The organism is Lelliottia sp. (genome assembly GCF_045627565.1).
Classification (GTDB): domain Bacteria; phylum Pseudomonadota; class Gammaproteobacteria; order Enterobacterales; family Enterobacteriaceae; genus Enterobacter.
The window spans coordinates 1-20,169 of record NZ_JAZQNX010000021.1; the positions used below are offsets into that span (position 1 = coordinate 1).

Sequence of the window (20,169 nt, forward strand, 5' to 3'; positions counted from 1 at the left end):
GCAGATGATTTTTGTTGAACGGTTATCAGACGAACGCCCACGCCCACGCCCACGCCCACGCCCACGCCCACGCCCACGCCCACGCCCACGCCCACGCCCACGCCCACGCCCACGCCCACGCCCACGCCCACGCCCACGCCCACGCAGAAGGCTGTTCCGGTTTATTCTTCTCTGCCAGCACTTTTTTGCCCTGCGTATCCGGCTCCTTCTTCAGGGGCGGACGGGGGAAGCGCCGCAGGCGCTTTCTCTGTCGCCCGTCAGCCTGCAGGGATGACAGGGTTTTAGCGCGCGATCAGGCGGCACCGTAGCACCGCCCTGACCTGTTATGGCTGGTCGCCCTCGCCGCCCTGAAGAATGAAGTGCCCGCACAAATACACGGCACACTGTCGGGTGGCGGATTCACAGATTTCATCCATCACTTTAGCCGTGGTGACGGGACTGAGGCCGAGTTCCTGTCGTCTCTCATTTATCAGTCTTTTGTACTGGCGCAGAATGTTTCGGGTGTCGGCTGACAGTTGCATGATGAATCTCCTGTTATTGATAACCGGAGGCAGTCCCTCCGGTACAGGTTTACGCATCCAGCGCCGCGCGCAGGCTGAGCATAACGTTGTTTTCTTCTTTCAGGGTGTCGTCGGCATCCCCCCCGCCGTCCTCTGCGCAGACGGCGATGCGCTGCATTTCCCTGCCTGCCAGTTGCATTACCACTTCCAGTGACGTGGCGGGGATCGTCACGGTGCGCAGCGCACGCTTATCATCGAGAAGGTCGTCCACGATGCCGCGTATCGGCCCGACATCACCGCCACATTCAAAATGTGCATGCAGTCTTTCCAGTACCAGTCCCACGTCTTCGTCGCTGAGATCCGCGTCAAAACAGATGCTGCGGATATCTGCCCCAGACCAGCACGCAAACACGCATTTCTCGCCGTCAAGGTCGGAACATTTGAACATTTCAAGGGCGATCTCTCGTGGTGTACCAATCATTTTTTTCTCCTTTTGTCGGGCGGCATCGCCGCCCGTGGCCAGTCAGTCAAGGGCACGCCAGATGGCGGCGCTGTCAGGGTGAGAGTCGATAAAATCCATCAGTTGCTCATGACGGCGGCAAAAGTGACGGCACAGTTCCTCCTGATCATGATTGCTGTGAAACCAGCTCCGGTGATTCAGTATCAGCGCGGTGAGGATGATCCCTGCCACTTCACCGCTGACCGTCTGCTCAAACCCGTTTGCGGTGTTACACAACAGGAGTTCCGGCGTTTCCGGTGCCATAAACCCGCCGCCGTCAGGCAGGCGGTAAAAGTGCCAGAATCCGCCCTGATATTCGGGGCAATAACGGTGCGCATAGGCATACACGGAGGCTTCGGACGTCATAAAATCGCCGCCAAAGAGATCGGGTAAAAAGGTCAGTCGCTGCGCGCCCTCAAGACGAACGGCATCACAACAGGTCAGGGTCTGGTTCATACATCCTCCACGGTTAACATATTCTCGGGTCCGGCATCGCCGTGACGACACGACAGACCGGCGAAAAGCGGAGGACGCAGGGGCGACACCGGAAGCCGCAGCGCAGACATAAACGGGCTGAATGCACCGTTTATGGCGAGAACGGGTGAGGATGGCGGCGACAGCGAACCCTTGTGGCCGCAGCGGCCGGGCTACAGTGAAGTCACGGCGCATGCCGTCACCGCACCCTGCCGCCCGGGAGGTTCCCCCGTCCCGACGTTGCCCGCAGGGTGGCGGCGGATAAAGGCGGAAGGAACTGACTTCCTTTTTTGCATTGTCTGGCCCCGGTCCGGATACGGGGGCCAGGCCCCCGGAATGCTTTACGCGGCCAGTTGCGCCTGGAGGGAATGAACATCACTGAGCGCCTCACGCAGACTTTCTGGCTCCTGCCGTCCGGCCTCCCACGCATGGCCGACACGGTTTTCCAGGTCACTTGCGTAGCGTTTCAGCACCCTGGACAGGAGTGTTGCCGTGACGCTGACCTGCCGGTTTTCTTCTTCACGCTGTTGCATCAGCAGCTCAAAAACCCGGGCATTCGTTACCCCTTCACGGCGATATTCCGCCATCGGCATGTCACCGATCCTTTTCATCAGGGACCAGACTTCTTTTTCGGCGGGATGCTGACCGCACTCCCGGCACGCCACCGCTACGCCCTCTTCCGTCCAGACCAGCAGGATCAGGGGTTCATCAAAAGTGAACATATTTTCAAGCTGCACACACAATTCTTCACGGGTTCCAAACATCAGTTTTCTCTCTTGTCAGGTCACAGGCCGGGCTGTCGCCCGGCAGGGTCAGTCAGTTCTGAAAGGTTTCATCCAGTACGAGGGCTTCCCGGTACGCTTCCAGTAACAGGGTGTTGATGCGCCGCAGGGTCTGGGCGGCCATGCGTTCGGCCAGCGTCGCCGCATCATGGCGGTGCTGAGATTCCAGACGGTTAAGCAGCATCCTTACATCGCACATGGCATTACTGAGCGCGGCAACGTCCGCGCGCAGTGCTTCAAGTCCCGGATAATTCATGCCGCCTCCGGATAATCGGGATAAAACATGCCGTCATTGGCCGCCGGCATCCGTCTCGCCCGTTCAACCTGTGCCAGACGACGCACGCCGGCAGCGTGATACTGCTCCAGCATCTCAATCCCGATATACCGGCGACTGGCTTCGGCAGCCGCCACACAGGTGGAGCCGGAGCCGGCAAACGGGTCGAGAACAATCGCCCCCGGACGGGTCAGGGATTCAATCAGCGGGCGCAGACTCTGCACCGGCTTTTCGGTCGGGTGGTGATGATTGCCCGTGTATTTCCAGGGGATCACGTCAGGGATGGGGCGGTCCGGCGTCTGCGGACGGCCTTTGGCCAGCAGATAGGCATTTTCATGCGTGTAGCCCACAAAGGTGGATTTGGAGGCGTAGGTTTTTGCAAACACGACATGCCCGACAATCCGGAAGCCCGCCGCTTTCCATGCGCTGATAAACAGATCCGCGCGATTCCAGGCGTAGAAACTCACCATCAGACTGTCATTTTTCAGCACGCGGTACATTTCGTGGCAGGCAGGCTGGAGCCATTCCGCCGAGTTATCGCCGGCCAGCGTCCGGCCGGAACGGTCCTTATAGCCAACCAGATACGGGGGATCGGTGAGAATAAAATCGACGGCACGCGCCGGAAAACGGGACATCACCTGCACGCAGTCACCCAGGATAAAACGGGACATAGACACACTCCTCTCTGATATGCGGCACCCTGTTGCGCCGTGCCGCCACAAAAACCCGGCGAAAAGTGGAGGACGCAGGGGCGACACCGCAAGCCGCAGCGCAAGCCCTTTACGGGCTGAATGCACCGTGAAGGGTGCGAACGGGTGAGGATGGAGACGGAGTGAACCCTTGTGGCCGGAGCGGCCGGGTTAGCGTGAAGGCACGGCGCTGAAGCCCGCCGCCGGCTGGCGGCAGGAAGACGGAGGGAACCGACATCCTTTGTTCCTCGCACGGTCACTGAGGAGCTTACCCGTGCGTGAAGGTACGACGGGTTTCAGAAGGGAAAGCAAACTTGAAAGGAGAATTTCACATAAAGACAATATGTGATTTACATCACACAAAAACACTCTATAATCGCCGAAAAATGAAGCAGTTAGATTTGTCGGCAGGGATGAGATGTCACCCTGCCGTTTTTTTGCGCCGTCAGCGGCCCGAATGTTCGGGTTTTTGTTTGCTGTCAAACGCCAGGATAACCCCGAGGCAGAGCAGCACGGCATAACACAGCTGCAGCGCGATCGTCCCCGGCAGAGGGATGTCATCAATCAGAAGCAGAGGTACGACGGTGGCGACGCCAGCCAGTATCATCCCTCTGCCGGTCTTTTTCACCCGCTCCGGCCACTGAGTTTCCGGAACGTTCCGGAGGCGCAGGATACGGTGAATGCCTTGTTCTGCCGTTCGCTTAATCACTGACATGTTTTACTCTCCGAATGCGCGCCGCATATTTTTCTTTATTCCGGCGGTTTGCGCACCGGATGAGGGGATGACTGACGAGACCTGTTGCTCCGGTACCATGACCGCAGTCGTGCCGGCTCCAGCTCCCGTTATTCCGGCGCCCGCCATCTGCAGGATCAGAGCCTGCAGCTCACTGACCGAGGCCGGCGGAACCGGCATGCTGGCCAGCAGACGCGGGAGTTCAGGTGCCATCGTATGCAGGGCCAGACCGGTGATAATCATGTTTCTCAGTAATTCACCGCGCTGGCGTGAAGACACGCCCGACAGCAGGCTTTCAACCCGTTCACTGCTCCGGTCATCCTGAAGCGCCAGGGTGTAACGCCGTCGCCGGGATTCAGCCTCCGGCGAGACTGCCAGTGCCGTCATGCCGGCGTCCGGCTCATCCGGTAACCCGGACAAGGACGACCATCTTCCGGATACCAGCGCCATCAGGGCGTAAAGCCTGCCGGCGCTCAGCTGACCGTCAAAGAATACCGGGATCAGCGCCGGTAAACGGGTGTCGGTCTGGTACACCACCGCGCCGGCGGTGGTGACGGTACGGATAAAGTCACCACGCAGGGGCTGCGAGATGGTGCTGATGGTCGCCATCGCCGCGATATCGGTGCGATCATCGCTGTGCAGATAGAAAGAATACTGGCCGTCCGGCACGTTTAATCCTCTTTATTGTATAGGGCAATCTCTCTGGCCAGTGCCAGTTGTGGATCGCCGATGACCTCAATACGGTCAGGAGCCAGAGGCCACGCCTGACGGATAGCCTCTTCAATGAGGGATGCCCCTCCCCCGACCAGGAATACCCGGTTAACGTTCCTGAAGGCCGTCAGCTCACTGGTGACACGTGCCCCCAGGGAAGTAATCGCCTCTGAAATCTTATTCCGGACATCATCAATTTTACCGGCATCGTTGATCACCCGCTGCAGATACTCGCGGTCATTCCGGTTACGGATGACCGTGTCAGCAATCATCGCACTGGTTTCACTGTCTGCAGCCCGCAGAGCGCCTGCAGCTGCGCGTGTCACCTGTGACACGCCGACTGACGGATTGCCGTGTACGGCACTGATATCCTCGAACTGGCCAACAATCACACCCGCATCGAGCGTGGTTCCGCCGAGATCGATAATCAGGGTGGTTTCACCAGGTCCGGGCTGGAGCTCAGCAAGCCGCGTGAACGCCGCCGGCAGTGATTCCGGCATGACCTTCACGTCCTTCACGGTAAATGCCGTACCCTTATTGACGGTCAGCTCCCGCATGAGGTTTTCCCGTTTGCGGCGGATGTTCTCCTCATTACGCTGACAGTCCCCGTCGTAATACTCACTCAGGGGCAGCGTGACCGTCAGGCTTACCGGCTGTGGCTCAAGTCCGCTGTTCAGCAGGGCATGATGCACGGCCAGCAGGTTGAGGTCGCCGTACTGATAATCCACGTTTGTGGTCGGGATGGCATCACGGCTGACACTGTCCCAGGTATATTTCAGCGTCCCGACCTGATAGTTGAACGTCGCCGCACTGAATTCCGCCACCTTCCAGCCATGCCGGAAAGAGTTTGCCGAGACCCGGGTCCGCAGCGCGTTACCCTCAAACCACGCCAGCTTAACATTAGTCGAACCATCATCGCAGTAAATATTCATCATTATGCTCCATCAATTAAACTCAATTTGATACTTATTATAAGATCAAAATGGGAATATAAAAGTTTTATTTCTCATTATGAGCAACTAAAAAGAATCACAATGATATTTTCTTTCCTATTGAGCCACTTACAAAGCGCATTACGTGCATATTCCTGGCGCGCTGGCTTATCATCAATGTGTCAAATATACTGTGTTTATAAACAGTATATTTAGCATCAGGAGGAAACATGAAACTGCAGCTTTTCAGTCCAGGGAAAGATATTCCGCCACAGACCCATCCGTTGTTTTCAGACCTGGCCAGCTGTGGTTTCCCCAGCCCGGCCCAGGATTACATCACCGCTGATCTGGATTTGCATGAGTACTGCATCCGCCATCCGAGCGCCACATACTATCTGCGCGCCAGCGGAGACAGCATGTCAGACGGCAGCCTGTACAACGGAGACCTGCTGGTCGTGGACAGCGCTGAGAAGCCGCAGCATGGCGATATCGTGGTGGCCAGTCTGCAGGGTGAATTTACCGTCAAACGTCTGTTGCTGAGGCCTGAGCTGGTCCTGCAGCCCATGAACCCCGCCTGGTCTCCGATTTACCCCGACCCTGACGAACTGGATATCTTCGGCGTCGTGACCCACATCATTCACCGTCCCCGGGAGATGTACTGATGTTCGCCCTGGCCGATGTGAACAGCTTTTACGCCAGTTGCGAACGTGTTTTCCGGCCGGATTTGAAAGGTAAGCCGATAGTCGTCCTGAGCAACAACGACGGAAACGTGATCGCACGCAGCGCCGAGGCGAAGCCTTGGATAAAAATGGGCACACCGTGGTTCCAGATGAAGAACAACGCTTACCCGGAAAAAATACACGTTTTTTCAAGTAACTATGAGCTGTATGCCTCAATGTCAGCACGGGTGATGAGTTGTCTGGAAGAGCTGGCGCCGAGAGTAGAGCAGTACAGTATTGACGAGATGTTTCTCGACCTGACTGGTGTGGAACACTGCATGGATCTGGAAGATTTCGGCCGGCAGCTGCGCCAGCACGTCTATGACTGCACACGCCTGACCATTGGCGTGGGATCTGCGACTACAAAAACTTTAGCAAAATCAGCACAATGGGCCTCCAAGGAATGGAAACAGTTCCGTGGGGTTCTCGCCCTGACACCTGGAAACCCTGGCCGCACACGAAAACTACTCTCGCTGCAACCGGTGGAGGAAATTTGGGGGGTGGGAAACCGTATTGCGAAAAAACTGCATGTCCTGGGGATCAAAACGGCGCTTGATCTGGCCCTGACAAACCCGACGTTTGTGCGAAAAAACTTTTCTGTTGTTCTGGAACGTACCGTTCGTGAACTGAATGGAGAAAGCTGTATTGCGCTTGAGGAAGCACCTCCCACCAAACAGCAGATCGTCTGCAGCAGAAGTTTTGGCGAAAAAATTACAGAGTATGAATATCTTCGTCAGGCTGTCTGCCTGTACGCAGAAAGGGCCGCAGAGAAGCTGCGGGGAGAACGACAATATTGCCGGCATATCTCTGTCTTCGTGAAAACCTCTCCTTTCGCCGTCAGGGAGCCCTACTACGGCAACGTGGCCACCGAGAAATTGCTCACGCCCACCCAGGATACCCGTGACATTGTTGCGGCCGCAACCACAGCACTGGAGCGTATCTGGAAAGACGGGCACCGGTATGCGAAAGCGGGTGTCATGCTGAATGACTTCACTGGTTCCGGTGTCTCTCAGCTGCAGCTGTTCGACGAACGTCCCCCCCGCCCCCACAGTGCGGAGCTGATGAAGGTTCTTGATGGCATAAATCAGTCAGCTCTGGGACACGTCTGGTTCGCCGGGCGAGGCATTGCACCATCGTGGCAGATGAAAAGGGACATGCTGTCTCCTGCTTACACGACGCGCTGGAAAGATATTCCGACAGCAAGGATCAGTTAAGCTTCGTTTTTGAAAGAGCTGACAGTGCTCGCCGCAGCCGAACGACCGGGCAAAGCCCGCGAGTGAGCGAGGAAGCACCAGGGGACTGAATGAACATATTCTGCTTACGCTCTGGATTATGTATGTCATGTTCCCTCGAGTTATCCACTTATCCACGGCATTGTTTTTATAAGATCTTTTTTAATAGTTTTAGGTTTACCTTTTTAGGGAGGTCTTCAGGCCAGTAACAACGGGGGTTGTGGAAGGATTAGTGTGACAAAATGCCCTCTGTGTGTGACAAGTCACCCTCAGCACCACGCTTTTACGTGACAAAATGCCCTCAAATCTGTGACAAATTGCCCTTAGAGATAGATGGATTGCACAAAGTTATCCCCCGGAGTTGACTCTTTTCTGAAAGGTGTGACAATCTAAAAACCTGTCACACTTAACACGGACCTGTCATGACGGAAGTTGCGGTTATTAACCATAAAAAACGTAGAAATAGTCCGCGAATTGTCCAGTCAAATGAACTGACTGAGGCTGCATACAGCCTTTCCCGCGACCAGAAACGTATGCTGTATTTGTTTGTGGATCAGATCCGTAAGTCTGATGGCACGCTACAGGAACATGATGGTATATGTGAAATCCAGGTGGCACAGTATGCCTCAACCTTTGGTCTGACATCCGCTGAGGCCAGTAAGGATATTCGTCAGGCTCTTAAGGGCTTTGCTGGTAAAGAAGTGGTGTTTTATCGCCCTGAAGAGGACGCTGGAGATGAAAAAGGATATGAATCATTTCCGTGGTTCATCAAGCGCGCGCACAGCCCTTCAAGAGGTCTTTATAGCGTCCATATCAATCCCTATCTGATCCCTTTCTTCATTGGCCTTCAGAACCGCTTCACGCAATTTAGGCTGAGTGAGACAAAAGAGATCACCAATCCTTACGCAATGCGACTGTATGAATCCTTGTGTCAGTACAGAAAGGCCGATGGCTCCGGTGTAGTCTCTCTTAAAATCGACTGGATAATGGAACGCTACCAGCTCCCGCAGAGCTATCAGCGTATGCCTGACTTCCGTCGTCGCTTCCTGCAGGCGAGTGTCGATGAGATAAACAGCAGAACGCCAATGCGGTTGTCTTATATCGAGAAGAAAAAAGGAAGAGTGACGACACATATAGTCTTTTCTTTCAGTGATATAACAGCTTTGTCGCCAAATTGATTTGAGGGTGATATGTCACATATCATGAGGGCGGTTCGTCACACTTGGTTTAAAGGATTAAGGGTGATTTGTCACATAACATAATCTGCTCCCTTGTTGCGCGCCGGTTTCATAGCCAAATGTGCCTCTCATCTCTGGATATAAACTCTGAATTAAGGGCAATTAGTCACAGTTTTCTGAGTGTGATTTGTCACATTTTCCTGTGTGCTGTTAGTCTCATTTGTCACATGAACGAGCAAATATCCGCTTCAATATCGCAGTCCTTTGCGAGTGCAAATTGTCACAGTTTAGCTTCAAAGTAAGGTAGGTCTGTCCTATCTGTTCATTTTCCCTGCGTTAAAAATATGTTTGAGCAAGTAGCTGTTAAATGTTTTATCAGAAGCTTCTGGCCAGAACGGGGGATCAGTTAAAAGAATGCCCTCTTGCTCCATCCAACTGTGAGTGTGCCGTTTACGCTCAATGTACTCCTCTGATTCATACCCCATAGTTTCAATGATTAACGTAGTAACTGTGTTTTCTCCGGCCGGTACCACATTCAGTATGAAATCAGGATGAATAACCTCCTCTTCTCCATCCTTCACTATTTTCGAAGTGAACAATGGTTTACTGAGACTAATTGCATCAGGGTGATTGGTTTGACGGCCGGCGTAGCTACAGGCGTTAATTATCACTTTAAGAGTGTCACGTTCCTTGTTGCTATCCACTGGTACCGGGTTATCAGGGGTATATGCAGCGTGTGCGTAACCTTCGTGGCAGTAAACACTGCCATCTCTCCCTCGCCTGTACTCCAGTATTGCCCAATAGGGAGCCCGACTGCCGACGTTGTAGGAGTTCTCTCCATTGATACTAACTCTGGCTTCAGGCCGATGGTTATATACATTGCCCTTGATCGAAAAACTTACCTCTTCCCGGCAAGCTTTTTTTGCTATTCCTACGATGTAGATACAGGGTTCTTTATCCTTTTCCTGCCCAGCTTCAACGTGAGTGAGCATTTCACTAATCTGATCGCGTGTCAGCCATGGGGCACAGTAGCAAAGCTTACTGAGAGGAGTTCCGTTACCCGTAGCATGGTCCTCCAGAACAGTTCTTATCCTGCTAATTGCTCCGGTAACTCCCGGACTCTGATATTCAGGCACCAGTTCGAGCTGGTTCAGTCCTGCGGCCTGGATGAGCGTTAGCAATTTACGCCCCAGGGCTGGAACTGGTTTTAGAGTTTTGCGGCGGCGTTTACGAGGCACCACTGGGCCTTCCACGACGGTGATCCCGGCTTCTTTCTTTTTGTCCGGTAACCAGTCATCTCCTCCTACTGGATTCAATGGGCTGGTTTTACCTTCAGAAAGAGTATTGTCTGCGTCTCTCTCCTTCTTCAACCTATACAAGGGACATTGTTCATCATGTGGTCTTGTTGATTTAACGTGCCTTAGTTTGGCTCCATTAACCTCACAGCTAAAGGGATCTTCAGCACCCGGGTCTGGGTCAACGCAATCGCATTTGAGCCATAATTCTTTCTTGTCCATTTCTTCAAGAATTCTATTAGCAATACGCAAATCAGCCTGTGCCGGTTTACGACCATTACTGAAGACATGAAGCAGCGCTTCCTTCTCAGCCAGTAACAGTTTCCGCTCAAAATAGCCTCTAGGATTTTTCTTCCATACAAGTTCCATTTATAGAACTCCTTCGCGTCAGTTACCTGATAGCAAGATAACATCATGTTAAGATACCATCTAATTAAGATATAAGATTTGATGTTATTGCATTGTTTTATATGCATAAATTATCTTACTAAGATATTAACTTAATAAGATAACATCTTATTGTTATCTTATCTTTGATATCGTATTATCTTACTAACTTAACAATATGAGCGGTGGCATGATGATCATAGTTCTTGGCAGTCAAAAGGGTGGTGTTGGTAAAAGTACGCTCGCTGTTTCGCTCGCTGCGTACCTCATTACACTGGGAAAACGTGTACTAATTGTTGATGCTGATGACCAAAAATCAGTTTTAACCTGGTATAACAACAGGCCAGAAAACTTACCCCATATGCCGGTCACTGGTGCGACTGGCAACATTAAAGCAATGCTTAAAGAGCATGAAAAATCCTATGACTTCGTTATCGCTGATTGCGCAGGCCGCGACAGCGCAGAAATGCGAAGTGGTTTGATGGCAGCAGATGTATTCATTTCTCCTTTACGCCCCTCACAGATGGATTTAGACGTTGTCCCTCATACATGTTCTGTTTTCACAGCTGCTAAAGACTTCAATGAAGCTGTTCGAGGCTACTTAGTTCTGAACATGACACCAACAAACATGTTTGTTAATGAAGCAAATCAGGCCGCAGAAGTTCTTAAAGACTTCCCGGAAATGAGGCTTGCTGAAGCTCGTGTTTGTGATCGCAAAGCTCATAGGGATGCATGGGCTGAATCAATGACAATATTTGAGACACAGAACGTTAAAGCTCAAGAAGAAATTGAGGCGCTTGTGAAGGAGATTATTCTGTGAGGAATAGAGCAAATACACAATCGAGAGACGAGGCTTCCTTTATAAATGGCGGTACTGCAGGACTAAACAACAAAGATTTGGAAGCGCCCTCCAAAAAGGTAGCTACAAGCAAAGCTAAGCCAGTAAGCATTTCTTTGGCAGAAGAGAATTTAACTGCCATTGATAACATTATACGAGAAGAGATGTTATCTGGGAGTAGTAGGGTTAACAGATCTGATGTGGTCAGGGCAGCAGTGATGGCTTTAGAAAAACTACCTAAGAATGAAATATCTCAACTCATTGAAAAAGCGAAACTTAAGTAGATAACAAGATAACAAGATAACAAGATAACAAGATGTTATCATAATAATAAATTATCTTGTTATCTCGCAATTTCATTCACTTAGCTTTTAATATCGCAACAGCCTCAGTTTCTGACATCTGGAACTGGACACGGTGACGGGCAGCGACATCGAGCGCAAAGACCTTCGTATAGACTTCCGTGGAGCTGACCGACTTATGTCCCATCAGGCTCTGCAGCACCTTCAGCGGTATACCGTTATACAGCATGTGCATGGCATAGGAATGACGGAACGTGTGCGGGGTCACCGGCACGGAGAACGTCACCCCGTCAGAGGCAGCCGCTTCAACCGCTTCGCCCAGCCAGGTCCGCACCGTCCTGTCGGTAATTTCCCAGATGCGCGCCTTCTCAGCTCTGCCGGTTCGCTTGTTACGCCGTTCCAGCGGTATTTTCAGCGTAGCCACCATCATCTCTAGTTGGCTGACGTACTGGTGATCGGAAAGCGGAACCAGGCGATGAGTCTGACTGCCGGCTGGCGCACGACCGGCCGTTCTGATTGCTTTTTCCGTGCGTTGTTTAAGCGTGGCCAGCTGAACAAACGGGTAGGGCGGAGCCAGAGAATAATCACTCCGGGTCAGCGCCAGCGCCTCATTAATACGCGCTCCCGTATTCCAGAGTGTTGCCAGCAGCATTTTGCGATGCAGGTCGGGCACGAAGTGGAGCAGGGCGCTCACTTCCGGTGCCAGCAGGTATTTCGGCAGTTCGTCCTGAACGAGGGCCATCTGGCGCAGAGCAAGTGCGGCCGGATAGTCAATAGCCACAGGATGGGTGGCCATCGGGACTGGGGACGTAGCGTAAGGAATAAGGCCTGTCATTATCTGTGTCTCAGTAAACGGATTTCAGTACAATCAGGCGTTCATGTCAGCATGCTGGCTGGAAGCGCGATTCTGTCTGTCAGAAACTGTTCAATATTTCATTCCATTCTGCTTTACTGTCCAGCAGATACCGCAGGCCGCTATCTACTCCGTCCAGCAAATCGGATGCAGCCCCCATTTGTTCGCCGAAGCGACGGGTATTGATATAATGAATCCCCTCGAGGCTGCGGCTACCGTCATTTCTCCGGGAATAGCGGAAATCTGTAGCTCTCTCATCAGCCAGGTGAAGTTCTTTAACCACATCTTTGACGATTATAAAATCTGAGGGTCGGTAACTATCATCAACTTTCAGGATCAATTTTTGGGCCAGTGGCCATAGCGTATTGAGGTTGTGGTTATCTTTTTTGTACTGGTAATTGTCAGGATCATCTGTCAGTTGCAGCGCAAGCTCAATTATTTGCTTAATAAGAAGCTCAGTATGATGCCTGAAGAGGAACAGAACGGGATAAACCAGAAAATCCTGGTCTCTTCCTGACGAATCAATGTGACTAATCAGAATCTCAGCAGCGCGTCTGTATCCCTCTGTGTAAGTGGTGCCGTGATCAGGCATGTAATTCACACAGGCATTATTGTGCCAGTCGCTGTCACTGGCCAGTAATCCTGGAACTGGATCTTTTTTCTTTTTCATTTCAGCTCCTGATTCTTTTCATGGCAATATCAGATTCGGTAGTTTGACGATAAATCCCGTCAGCCACTGTAGCAGTCCCCAGCGTTCTCGTTTTCCGGAACAAAAATGCCCTTAGCATCAATGTAAGGCTCCACAAGCATTACCATCCAGAACCGGGCAACACGAATAAACTCCTCGGTGATAGCAGAATCCTCATCTGGCTCATCGATAATCAATCCCGTATCCGGTTTGTGAGAAAGCGGAGTAAATTCCCACTCATCAGGATGGCCAGTTTGCATCGCAAGAACTCTGCCTCCAGTTGATGAAATCTCACTGCCTCGCCACTTGTCACAATGCGTCAGATCACTAAGCTCTGCCTTTGTAGAAAACCAGAGATCTTTATGTACAATTTGCAATCCAAAAATGACTTGCTCAAAAGTGTGGCTCACCTCTTCCCCCCGAAGATTAATAGTTCCGCCCAGCAATCATTGTCACCGGTACCCAGCCCGACAGTCCCACATCGGGATTATCCCCTGCCGTCATCATTTCTTTTCTTATAATAAGCAGCCATATAGCCACTCTGTTAAATTACCGGATAACCGTTTCGTTTAGATCCGACTTTCTGGCGTATAACAACTTTCCGGAAGTGTAGCACGGTGCAGAAATAAGCAAAGCGGCAATATTTGCCCCTGCGCGCCGGGTCACGGGCCAGAGAATGAACACAATATATGGATGATAACTCGGCTGATGGAGTAGCACATCTTGTGTTTCTGCGTCGCAGTGCGCCGGAGGGGTTCGCGGAGATCCGGAACCAGGAGTTTTCGGAACTGAAAAAAAACACATGAACAAAAAGAACACAATCGCATACTTTTTGTATAAAAGTATGCTTCGCAGTATTTATCGCATCATATTTCCAGGATAGAGTGGAATCAACGAACATACACTTCAGTTCCAAAAGGTGAAGACGATGAGCGATAAAGAACGCGATGCAGGAAATGAAGGATCTGAGAGCGTAACGTACACGCTGCGAAACATTCCGGCTGAACTTGACCGGGTGATCTCCGACCTGGCGATCTCGGCCGGTAAGCCCAAAGCCACTTTTCTCCGAGAATTTCTGGAGTCCAGCTTCCACGACGTGATTGACCAGTTCTCCCTCCGCAGCCCCCTGGTGGCCACGCTCGATGACGCGCTGGCCAGTGAGCTGGGCACGAAAGTCACGGAGCAGCGATATCACAGTCATTTTGTCACCCGCTGGAACCGGGAATATCAGAATCTCCTCGGGATCGAAACAGAAGAAGAGCTGCGCCGGGTATTAATGAACAACACCCCCTACCTGCGGGTACGGGCGAACCAGGTACTCAAAGGCTGGGCTGCCATTCCCCGCGGAATTTCCCTGACCTTTACCCTGTTCGCGGAAATTGCCGGACGGGATAAGGCCACCATTGACCGGGCCTGGAACAACATTTTTTACTCACAGCTGCCCGATGCCAGGCACAAATTTTACCGGGATATTGATGTTATTCGTGCACTGAAGAAACAGCACGCCGTCTGCGGCTACAGCTGGACAAAGGATGACATCACTGTGCGCATTTATCGCCCGGATGACTACGGTCATGGTGCCTGGCGGGTACTGCTGATTCTGGACCAGAATACCATTACCCAGACGTGGAACATCCCGTTCCCCGTGCTTGACGGACGTCGCTTTACCACTGACCCGGGCTATGACGCCATGATCAACACCGCTCCCGATAGCTGGGATAAGGCCTTCCGTTTTGTGGACGGGATCTGTGAGCTACACCTTTACAGCCATGGGGTCGGGGAGGAGGAAAATCCCACTCCGCTGCCGTCAGTTGCAGAGGCGCTGATTGGCTCGGTGGTGCATGAGCTACTTTAACGGCCCCGCTACGCGGCCACAGCTGTGAGGAAGGAAGCATGACGAAAGGAAGACAAAGCCGCTATGTCACCAGCGGAGAAAGTTTTGCAGAGATTGCCCGTCTGGCCGCTGGCACGGTCGCGGTGCTCAGGCTGAATCCTGATGCCGGGGAGGCGCTGCGGGAGGTATCGAAATCCCTCAAGTCGGCCTTCAGTCGAAGTGGCCGTAAATGCCGGCTGTCTGCCGGAACGGCGGAAGGACCGTTTTCCGGCCGCAGGCAGAGTACCGCCACGCATCTGTTCGTGACGGTACTCTGAGGGGCAGGGGGCAAAAAACTGAAAAACGTATTCGCCTGGCCGCCCCGGTACGGGTGAAAATAAATATACCGAAACGGGGTGAATAGCACTTTTTGCTAAAACCTGGCCAGCGACGTTATGCTACTATGAAAAAATTGGTGATTTTACGCTTTACAAAGTGATTAATTACCGATAAGATAACCATACAGCATTACTCCGCCCTGTGCTATTCCCCCAGAAATGTAACTTTCCAGCAGGAATGACAACCCGTCATTCAGGTGTGGATTATTGCTGTCTTTTTTCAGGAGAAACGCGGGGGCGGACTTAAAATCAGTTCAGCAGGAGGTAACACATGAATACATCGTAGCAGGATCCAGGCAATACCACATTCAGTACGGTATCAGGAGCGTTCACATCACGTGAGGCGCGGGGTGCCATTTGACCAAAAATGAGGTTTACACCATGAAAAATACTAACACATCCGTGTTATCAACAATTTGCCCTTGGAGGCTCAATGAACAATATGTCCGACATCGTGGGAAAGTTCGCATTCCCATTCCAGACTGAAATCCATTTTCTTTGGACGATTTACACCACAGCTAAAAACCTTTCCATCAGTGCCAGGGGGCACATCGGACAGAAGCAATACCGGAGCGCCTGTCTCTGCGTCCTGCTTCTGCTGGCTTACGTGGGACTTGCTGCTGCGGTGGTCTGGGTTGTAGTGCCCTGGCTGAAGGCCATTTTACTGGCGAAATTTGCCCTTTCGCCATTCTGGTTCTCGCCAGTCAAGAGAGTGTTGCTCTGGGGTATCGGTAAGATGGTTGCCCCCATCTGCCGAAAACTCAGTCTGAAGAACTAAGAGCAAAACGCTATCTGAAAGAAGGGTGAATGTCAACAGATATTCACCCTTACCTTCTGGCGGTGGTCCCTGTGGCCACTGCCGCTTTCACGTGGGTGCATCCCGGAAAAATGCATCTTTGCCGGGATGCACCGCAGGATCTATCATAGCCCTTTTCCGGCACCGCGCAGGCCAAAATGCCGCTAAAAGGTAAACCGAGGGCCTGTCCGGAAACGTTCATCATCGCCCAGCATTTTCTCCACCAGTGAAAACTCGTTTTCTCTGGAGAACACGTACTGCTCTGCATACTCCACCTGCAGGGAGTTGTAATACATCACATTTTCCGCTGAAAGCGGAATAAGAAGATAGTCAATATGCCTGTTGACATGCTCGAGCATATCAAACGGTCGCATGTGACGCGGTATCAGGTGAGGGGATCTGGCAAGGAGTTGCTGAAGATTCTGCTTATCTCGAACCATTTTTCCCCGGATAGAAGGGCAGTACATGGCCAGCATCAGCGTCGATGACAGGGGCAGATAGATTTGTATGCCGGGTACGGCCAGCCCAATATTGCCGTACGGACCGAAGTCATTACGGTTCTCCAGTACCACCGGATTGTCTGACACGTAGAACGGATGTTCTGGTTTCGTTTCTATCAGATACCAGTCCTTATTCAGCAGGTGATCAATATGTGATACCTGATGGACAAGCTGCCGCAGAAAAACGTCCTTGGTATCGCCCCCGGCCGACAGGCCCAGAGTTTCTCCTGCCTGCTCCTCAGTCGCGCCAATTGCCGCCATCTTATTAACGAGCACTGACATTATGCCTGAAATACGCTCCAGCTCACCGAAGGTCCGCGCGCGTTGCACGGCAACAAACACGGCAAGCTTGTAGCGATCGTCTGCAGTCAGCTGGCGAATGTCCTTATGCCTGAGGAGGCCGGCAATAACCGGCGCCGCTTCATGCTCGTAAATCCCCAGCAGCGGTTCAAGACTGGGTCGTTCCGGGTGATTATCAAGATTGTAAAACGTGTTACGTACGGTCGCATCGTCGGGCGTGGTGGCATAGGTACGTCCGGTGGCCTTATCAAAGGCGTATAAACGCAGGCGCTTACCCTTTCCTGGCGTACTGAAGTGCTTCAGCAAAAAACGGGGAACCGTGTGCTGCCTGACCACATCAGTCTGCAGATTTAGTCGAACAGCCATGAAAATATGCCCTTAATCAGAAAAAAAAACCGCAAAGGCGGCTTTTTCTTTTCAACTTATTACCCAGCGCCATCAGGAAAGGTTGATGGACGCTTTCAAAAAAAGCAACTGACCTGCTCGTCAATAATCAGGAGCCAAACTTCTGCTCATGCATATCGCAATACTTTCCCGGGAACGCAGGTCTTTCACAAGTGCCATTAAAATCACACCTATCAACACTCATGGGCTTCAACTCATTCTCATAGATCCAACGCTGATTAGCTGTGAGGCTTTCCAGTCCCTGAGCCTTAATCTGGCGATAAACCCCTGCATAAGATGCATTTCTGTCCCAATTTTCTTCGCACTCACTAAGCCTGAACATGATTTCTGCAAAGGACAGTTTGGCCGACTCACGCATGAAAAAATCATCTGTCATCATATCTTCTCTTTTTAGTTAGTCAGAAGGCTCATTTTAGGATAACGGAAGGTCATTATCTGTATCACAGCGCAACTTAGATAATTTCCACTTCTAACTTTTTTCGAATCTGAGCGAAAGAAACAGAGAAAAGCACGGCTGCCTGAACATCTGCCGGCGAATAATGTTCATCACAGTCTGGTAGTGAACGAAGGGGACAGATGACAAGAAAATCACGGGCAACAACCATCAAGCCACTCAACAGAAACTAAAGTTCCAATTCTGGGCACGTCTTCTGGCTCTGCCAGAAAATATAAATATGGTGATCCTGACCGCTTCAGTACCTCATAACGGTGAGTCCCGTCCACCCAATGAAAACCACCTTCATCATGTACGCATAAATGGCCGGGGGATACAGGCGCCCCCTTTGCGATATGCAGTATTACTCGCGCAAGCTTTCGGGAGTCAAGGGTGCACCATAACGACTCAGATGCCAGACGAAAAAAAGGATGCAGCAGAGGATCAAAATCTGTAAAAGTCACTTTCCCCAGAGCGAGTGAATCAATGCTGAAATCGGTATGACTGGCCGGATGTAATACCCGTGAACAGGGAGGGGGAAATGTGAATAAACGTCCCTGAACAGACAAATCCCAGTTAATTTTTGTCTGTCCTGCCGTTGGCCATTTGTTCGGAGAGAGCCCCTCCATGGCATCAATCTCATCTTGTGAGATGCAGAATAATTCTCTCGGACATCCCTCACCAAACAATGAACTCCAAGCTATTGCCCGCTTCTCGCGAGCTGCACCGTTTTGGTTATCGGTCATCGTCTATCCTGTACATGATTTCGTTTGGAGAACCATCATGCATCCCCAGACGCTCAGCGTACTGGCCAAAGCCCTTGTCGATGCCATTGATGTAGCACTCAGCCCGACGCCGCCAACATCTAGATAAATCAGAACTGATTTTCGTCAAGGGTACCACCGTGTAACCTTTTTTCATTACCCAGCGGTATCTCTGTCAGCCACATCAGGAACAGGAGCTGATCTGTCTATGATTTTCGCCTTATCAAGGTCAAGGTCAAAGACGGTGTACTCAAATGATACATCCACCACTTCTGCGTTAGCCTTCAGCCCATCCAGAAATTCTATTTCAATCGTGGCTGCATACTGTTCAAGGTGGCTGAAGGTATCACTGATCTCTTGCATTCCATACATCACACGACCTTCCCTGTCCCAGCTGATTCCCGAATAATCGACGGAGTTGTAAGTCGCCTCAAGAGCGACCCTAAACATCACATCATAGGTTGCTCCGTCCGTATCTACTTCTATTAACTGAAACTCCGCGATCTCAATGTTGAGAATTTCGATATTGCCGACTTCATAATCATTGTCTCCGGTGGACACTGGTATGAACTCACCCTCCTCCAGTTGTTCACGGGCTTTCTCCAGCACTTTTTCCATCAATTGTTGTAGCACGTTGTCAGCAAACCCTGTCAGCCCGACGAGTTCTTTGTCATTTCTGTTGACCAGATCCAGCAATTGCTCAAGCTTTTCGAGGTGGATGAAATTGGGATTCAGGTCTACCACAGCCTTCATATCACCATCAGCGCTGATGATGTAAACCTTGTGATGACGTTCACGGGCCACCTTGTCCACCGCCGCCAGAGTAAAAGCATCCGGAAATTCGGATTTCTTTGATTCACGGTGAAAAGGGGGGAGCCCCGAGAAGTAGTCACGGAAAATCTGTGACGAATCGACAATGGAGACCGGAACATGCTCGGTTAAGCCGTTATCCATAAACGAACGGAACTTTGCCATAGCTTCTTCATACACATCGCCAGCATTAACACTGACAAACAGCCCCTTGCCAGTGGCCTCCTCCGCGATTCGCAGAAAGGCAGCTGCTTTCTGAAACTTCTTCAGATGGCTGACCGCATCGTCGGCAAACCTCTTGATATGGGATTCAATCTCGGAACATATAACGTCAGTTACCAGCAGATGAATTTTTCTTTCTTGCACCATTTTTTCAAGGTGCGCCAGATCATAGTGGCCGAACTGAAAACGTTTTGCCTGATAGGCTGAGGTATCAATAAATACGAGCCGTGTCTCAAGCTCCATACTCGTTACTCCGAAAATAATAGTGTCTGACATCCAGGATAAAGAGATTCCGTGCAAAGTAATATTTTTATGAGGCGTAGGTCTGTCATCCTGCTATGTAGCGGCAACTCACTACAAATCCACTAACGGAACGGCTAACCTCCTCGCTGACAGCGCTGTTGACCTGTTAGTAATCGCCGCTTCTCCAGTGTATCTCCGTGCAGTTGAAGGAGATTTATGTTCAGATCGTAAAACTCTTCGAAGACCAGTCTGTCTGACCAACTTCACCACAAAAGGGTATTACGGCCCTTTATCTACCAGCATCACACTTGCCAGCGCAGGAATGATGAAATCACTAAACACCAACATGACAGGCCTGAATATCTGCGACGCCTTGCAGATACTGGAAACCTTCTGAGA

General features: G+C 51.4%; 25 protein-coding genes. 8 read left to right on the top strand and 17 right to left on the bottom strand.

The window, feature by feature from the left end; genetic code table 11:
* Positions 1 to 323: 323 nt before the first annotated feature.
* The 9 genes from ACKI5T_RS11820 to parM all read right to left on the bottom strand — a co-directional run bounded on the left by ACKI5T_RS11820 (position 324) and on the right by parM (position 5,594).
* On the bottom strand, positions 324 to 521 hold the full coding sequence (locus ACKI5T_RS11820; protein WP_407437604.1) for a hypothetical protein: 198 nt from the start codon (positions 519 to 521) through the stop codon (positions 324 to 326).
* A 49-nt stretch (positions 522 to 570) separates the two neighbouring features.
* Positions 571 to 981 (bottom strand): hypothetical protein, encoded by a 411-nt coding sequence (locus tag ACKI5T_RS11825; RefSeq protein WP_407437606.1) that lies wholly within the window; start codon positions 979 to 981, stop codon positions 571 to 573.
* Positions 982 to 1,023: 42 nt separating this feature from the next.
* Positions 1,024 to 1,455: an antirestriction protein gene (locus ACKI5T_RS11830; RefSeq protein ID WP_407437608.1), complete on the bottom strand. Its 432-nt coding sequence runs from the start codon at positions 1,453 to 1,455 to the stop codon at positions 1,024 to 1,026.
* Between the two features lie 359 nt (positions 1,456 to 1,814).
* Positions 1,815 to 2,237: a DUF1380 family protein gene (locus ACKI5T_RS11835; RefSeq protein ID WP_407437610.1), complete on the bottom strand. Its 423-nt coding sequence runs from the start codon at positions 2,235 to 2,237 to the stop codon at positions 1,815 to 1,817.
* A gap of 52 nt (positions 2,238 to 2,289) precedes the next feature.
* Complete coding sequence (locus ACKI5T_RS11840; RefSeq protein ID WP_174341716.1) at positions 2,290 to 2,511, bottom strand: hypothetical protein; 222 nt, start codon at positions 2,509 to 2,511, stop codon at positions 2,290 to 2,292.
* On the bottom strand, positions 2,508 to 3,200 hold the full coding sequence (locus ACKI5T_RS11845) for a DNA methylase (RefSeq protein ID WP_407437612.1): 693 nt from the start codon (positions 3,198 to 3,200) through the stop codon (positions 2,508 to 2,510). Before ACKI5T_RS11845 ends, ACKI5T_RS11840 begins: the two co-directional genes overlap by 4 nt.
* Positions 3,201 to 3,663: 463 nt before the next feature.
* Positions 3,664 to 3,933 carry a hypothetical protein gene (locus tag ACKI5T_RS11850; protein ID WP_407437614.1) on the bottom strand — a complete coding sequence of 90 codons (270 nt, stop codon included), beginning with the start codon at positions 3,931 to 3,933 and terminating at the stop codon, positions 3,664 to 3,666.
* Positions 3,934 to 3,936: 3 nt separating this feature from the next.
* A complete protein-coding gene (locus tag ACKI5T_RS11855) occupies positions 3,937 to 4,620 on the bottom strand; it encodes a plasmid partitioning/stability family protein (RefSeq protein ID WP_407437615.1) in 684 nt (227 codons plus the stop codon).
* A 2-nt stretch (positions 4,621 to 4,622) separates the two neighbouring features.
* Entirely contained in the window at positions 4,623 to 5,594 is a 972-nt protein-coding gene (gene parM, locus ACKI5T_RS11860) for a plasmid segregation protein ParM domain-containing protein (RefSeq protein ID WP_407437732.1), read from the bottom strand.
* 230 nt (positions 5,595 to 5,824) lie between these two features.
* Between parM and umuD the strand changes: the two genes are divergently transcribed.
* The 3 genes from umuD to repE all read left to right on the top strand — a co-directional run bounded on the left by umuD (position 5,825) and on the right by repE (position 8,723).
* The gene (gene umuD / locus ACKI5T_RS11865) at positions 5,825 to 6,256 is read left to right on the top strand and encodes a translesion error-prone DNA polymerase V autoproteolytic subunit (protein WP_407437617.1); all 432 of its coding nucleotides are present in this window, start codon (positions 5,825 to 5,827) and stop codon (positions 6,254 to 6,256) included.
* On the top strand, positions 6,256 to 7,527 hold the full coding sequence (locus ACKI5T_RS11870) for a Y-family DNA polymerase (RefSeq protein ID WP_407437619.1): 1,272 nt from the start codon (positions 6,256 to 6,258) through the stop codon (positions 7,525 to 7,527). Before umuD ends, ACKI5T_RS11870 begins: the two co-directional genes overlap by 1 nt.
* A 440-nt stretch (positions 7,528 to 7,967) precedes the next feature.
* Entirely contained in the window at positions 7,968 to 8,723 is a 756-nt protein-coding gene (repE, locus tag ACKI5T_RS11875) for a replication initiation protein RepE (RefSeq protein ID WP_407437621.1), read from the top strand.
* Positions 8,724 to 9,037: 314 nt separating this feature from the next.
* Here repE and ACKI5T_RS11880 read toward each other — a convergent pair whose 3' ends face one another.
* The gene (locus tag ACKI5T_RS11880) at positions 9,038 to 10,387 is read right to left on the bottom strand and encodes a hypothetical protein (protein WP_407437623.1); all 1,350 of its coding nucleotides are present in this window, start codon (positions 10,385 to 10,387) and stop codon (positions 9,038 to 9,040) included.
* Positions 10,388 to 10,598: 211 nt separating this feature from the next.
* Between ACKI5T_RS11880 and ACKI5T_RS11885 the strand changes: the two genes are divergently transcribed.
* Both ACKI5T_RS11885 and ACKI5T_RS11890 read left to right on the top strand, forming a co-directional pair.
* Entirely contained in the window at positions 10,599 to 11,225 is a 627-nt protein-coding gene (locus tag ACKI5T_RS11885) for a ParA family plasmid-partitioning AAA ATPase (RefSeq protein WP_407437733.1), read from the top strand.
* Positions 11,222 to 11,527, top strand: a complete 306-nt coding sequence (locus ACKI5T_RS11890; protein ID WP_407437625.1) for a hypothetical protein — start codon at positions 11,222 to 11,224, stop codon at positions 11,525 to 11,527. The genes ACKI5T_RS11885 and ACKI5T_RS11890 overlap by 4 nt, the downstream gene beginning before the upstream one ends.
* A gap of 76 nt (positions 11,528 to 11,603) precedes the next feature.
* Here the strand turns inward: ACKI5T_RS11890 and ACKI5T_RS11895 are convergent, their stop codons facing one another.
* The 3 genes from ACKI5T_RS11895 to ACKI5T_RS11905 all read right to left on the bottom strand — a co-directional run bounded on the left by ACKI5T_RS11895 (position 11,604) and on the right by ACKI5T_RS11905 (position 13,532).
* On the bottom strand, positions 11,604 to 12,380 hold the full coding sequence (locus ACKI5T_RS11895; RefSeq protein WP_407437627.1) for a site-specific integrase: 777 nt from the start codon (positions 12,378 to 12,380) through the stop codon (positions 11,604 to 11,606).
* 79 nt (positions 12,381 to 12,459) lie between these two features.
* The gene (locus ACKI5T_RS11900; RefSeq protein ID WP_407437629.1) at positions 12,460 to 13,068 is read right to left on the bottom strand and encodes a hypothetical protein; all 609 of its coding nucleotides are present in this window, start codon (positions 13,066 to 13,068) and stop codon (positions 12,460 to 12,462) included.
* Between the two features lie 59 nt (positions 13,069 to 13,127).
* The gene (locus ACKI5T_RS11905; protein ID WP_407437630.1) at positions 13,128 to 13,532 is read right to left on the bottom strand and encodes a hypothetical protein; all 405 of its coding nucleotides are present in this window, start codon (positions 13,530 to 13,532) and stop codon (positions 13,128 to 13,130) included.
* 482 nt (positions 13,533 to 14,014) lie between these two features.
* Here ACKI5T_RS11905 and ACKI5T_RS11910 point away from each other — a divergent pair, with 482 nt between their 5' ends.
* From ACKI5T_RS11910 to ACKI5T_RS11920, 3 genes are all read left to right on the top strand, one after another.
* Positions 14,015 to 14,941 carry a hypothetical protein gene (locus ACKI5T_RS11910; RefSeq protein WP_407437632.1) on the top strand — a complete coding sequence of 309 codons (927 nt, stop codon included), beginning with the start codon at positions 14,015 to 14,017 and terminating at the stop codon, positions 14,939 to 14,941.
* Positions 14,942 to 14,979: 38 nt separating this feature from the next.
* Positions 14,980 to 15,237, top strand: a complete 258-nt coding sequence (locus tag ACKI5T_RS11915; RefSeq protein WP_407437633.1) for a hypothetical protein — start codon at positions 14,980 to 14,982, stop codon at positions 15,235 to 15,237.
* Between the two features lie 493 nt (positions 15,238 to 15,730).
* Positions 15,731 to 16,075 carry an abortive infection protein gene (locus ACKI5T_RS11920; RefSeq protein ID WP_407437635.1) on the top strand — a complete coding sequence of 115 codons (345 nt, stop codon included), beginning with the start codon at positions 15,731 to 15,733 and terminating at the stop codon, positions 16,073 to 16,075.
* Between the two features lie 182 nt (positions 16,076 to 16,257).
* Here ACKI5T_RS11920 and ACKI5T_RS11925 read toward each other — a convergent pair whose 3' ends face one another.
* The 4 genes from ACKI5T_RS11925 to ACKI5T_RS11940 form a co-directional block, all read right to left on the bottom strand.
* Positions 16,258 to 17,259, bottom strand: a complete 1,002-nt coding sequence (locus ACKI5T_RS11925; protein WP_407437637.1) for a DUF4238 domain-containing protein — start codon at positions 17,257 to 17,259, stop codon at positions 16,258 to 16,260.
* A 127-nt stretch (positions 17,260 to 17,386) separates the two neighbouring features.
* Positions 17,387 to 17,677 (bottom strand): hypothetical protein, encoded by a 291-nt coding sequence (locus ACKI5T_RS11930; protein WP_407437638.1) that lies wholly within the window; start codon positions 17,675 to 17,677, stop codon positions 17,387 to 17,389.
* A gap of 209 nt (positions 17,678 to 17,886) precedes the next feature.
* Complete coding sequence (locus ACKI5T_RS11935; protein ID WP_407437640.1) at positions 17,887 to 18,477, bottom strand: hypothetical protein; 591 nt, start codon at positions 18,475 to 18,477, stop codon at positions 17,887 to 17,889.
* A 174-nt stretch (positions 18,478 to 18,651) separates the two neighbouring features.
* A complete protein-coding gene (locus ACKI5T_RS11940) occupies positions 18,652 to 19,770 on the bottom strand; it encodes a PIN domain-containing protein (protein ID WP_407437642.1) in 1,119 nt (372 codons plus the stop codon).
* Positions 19,771 to 20,169: the final 399 nt, after the last annotated feature.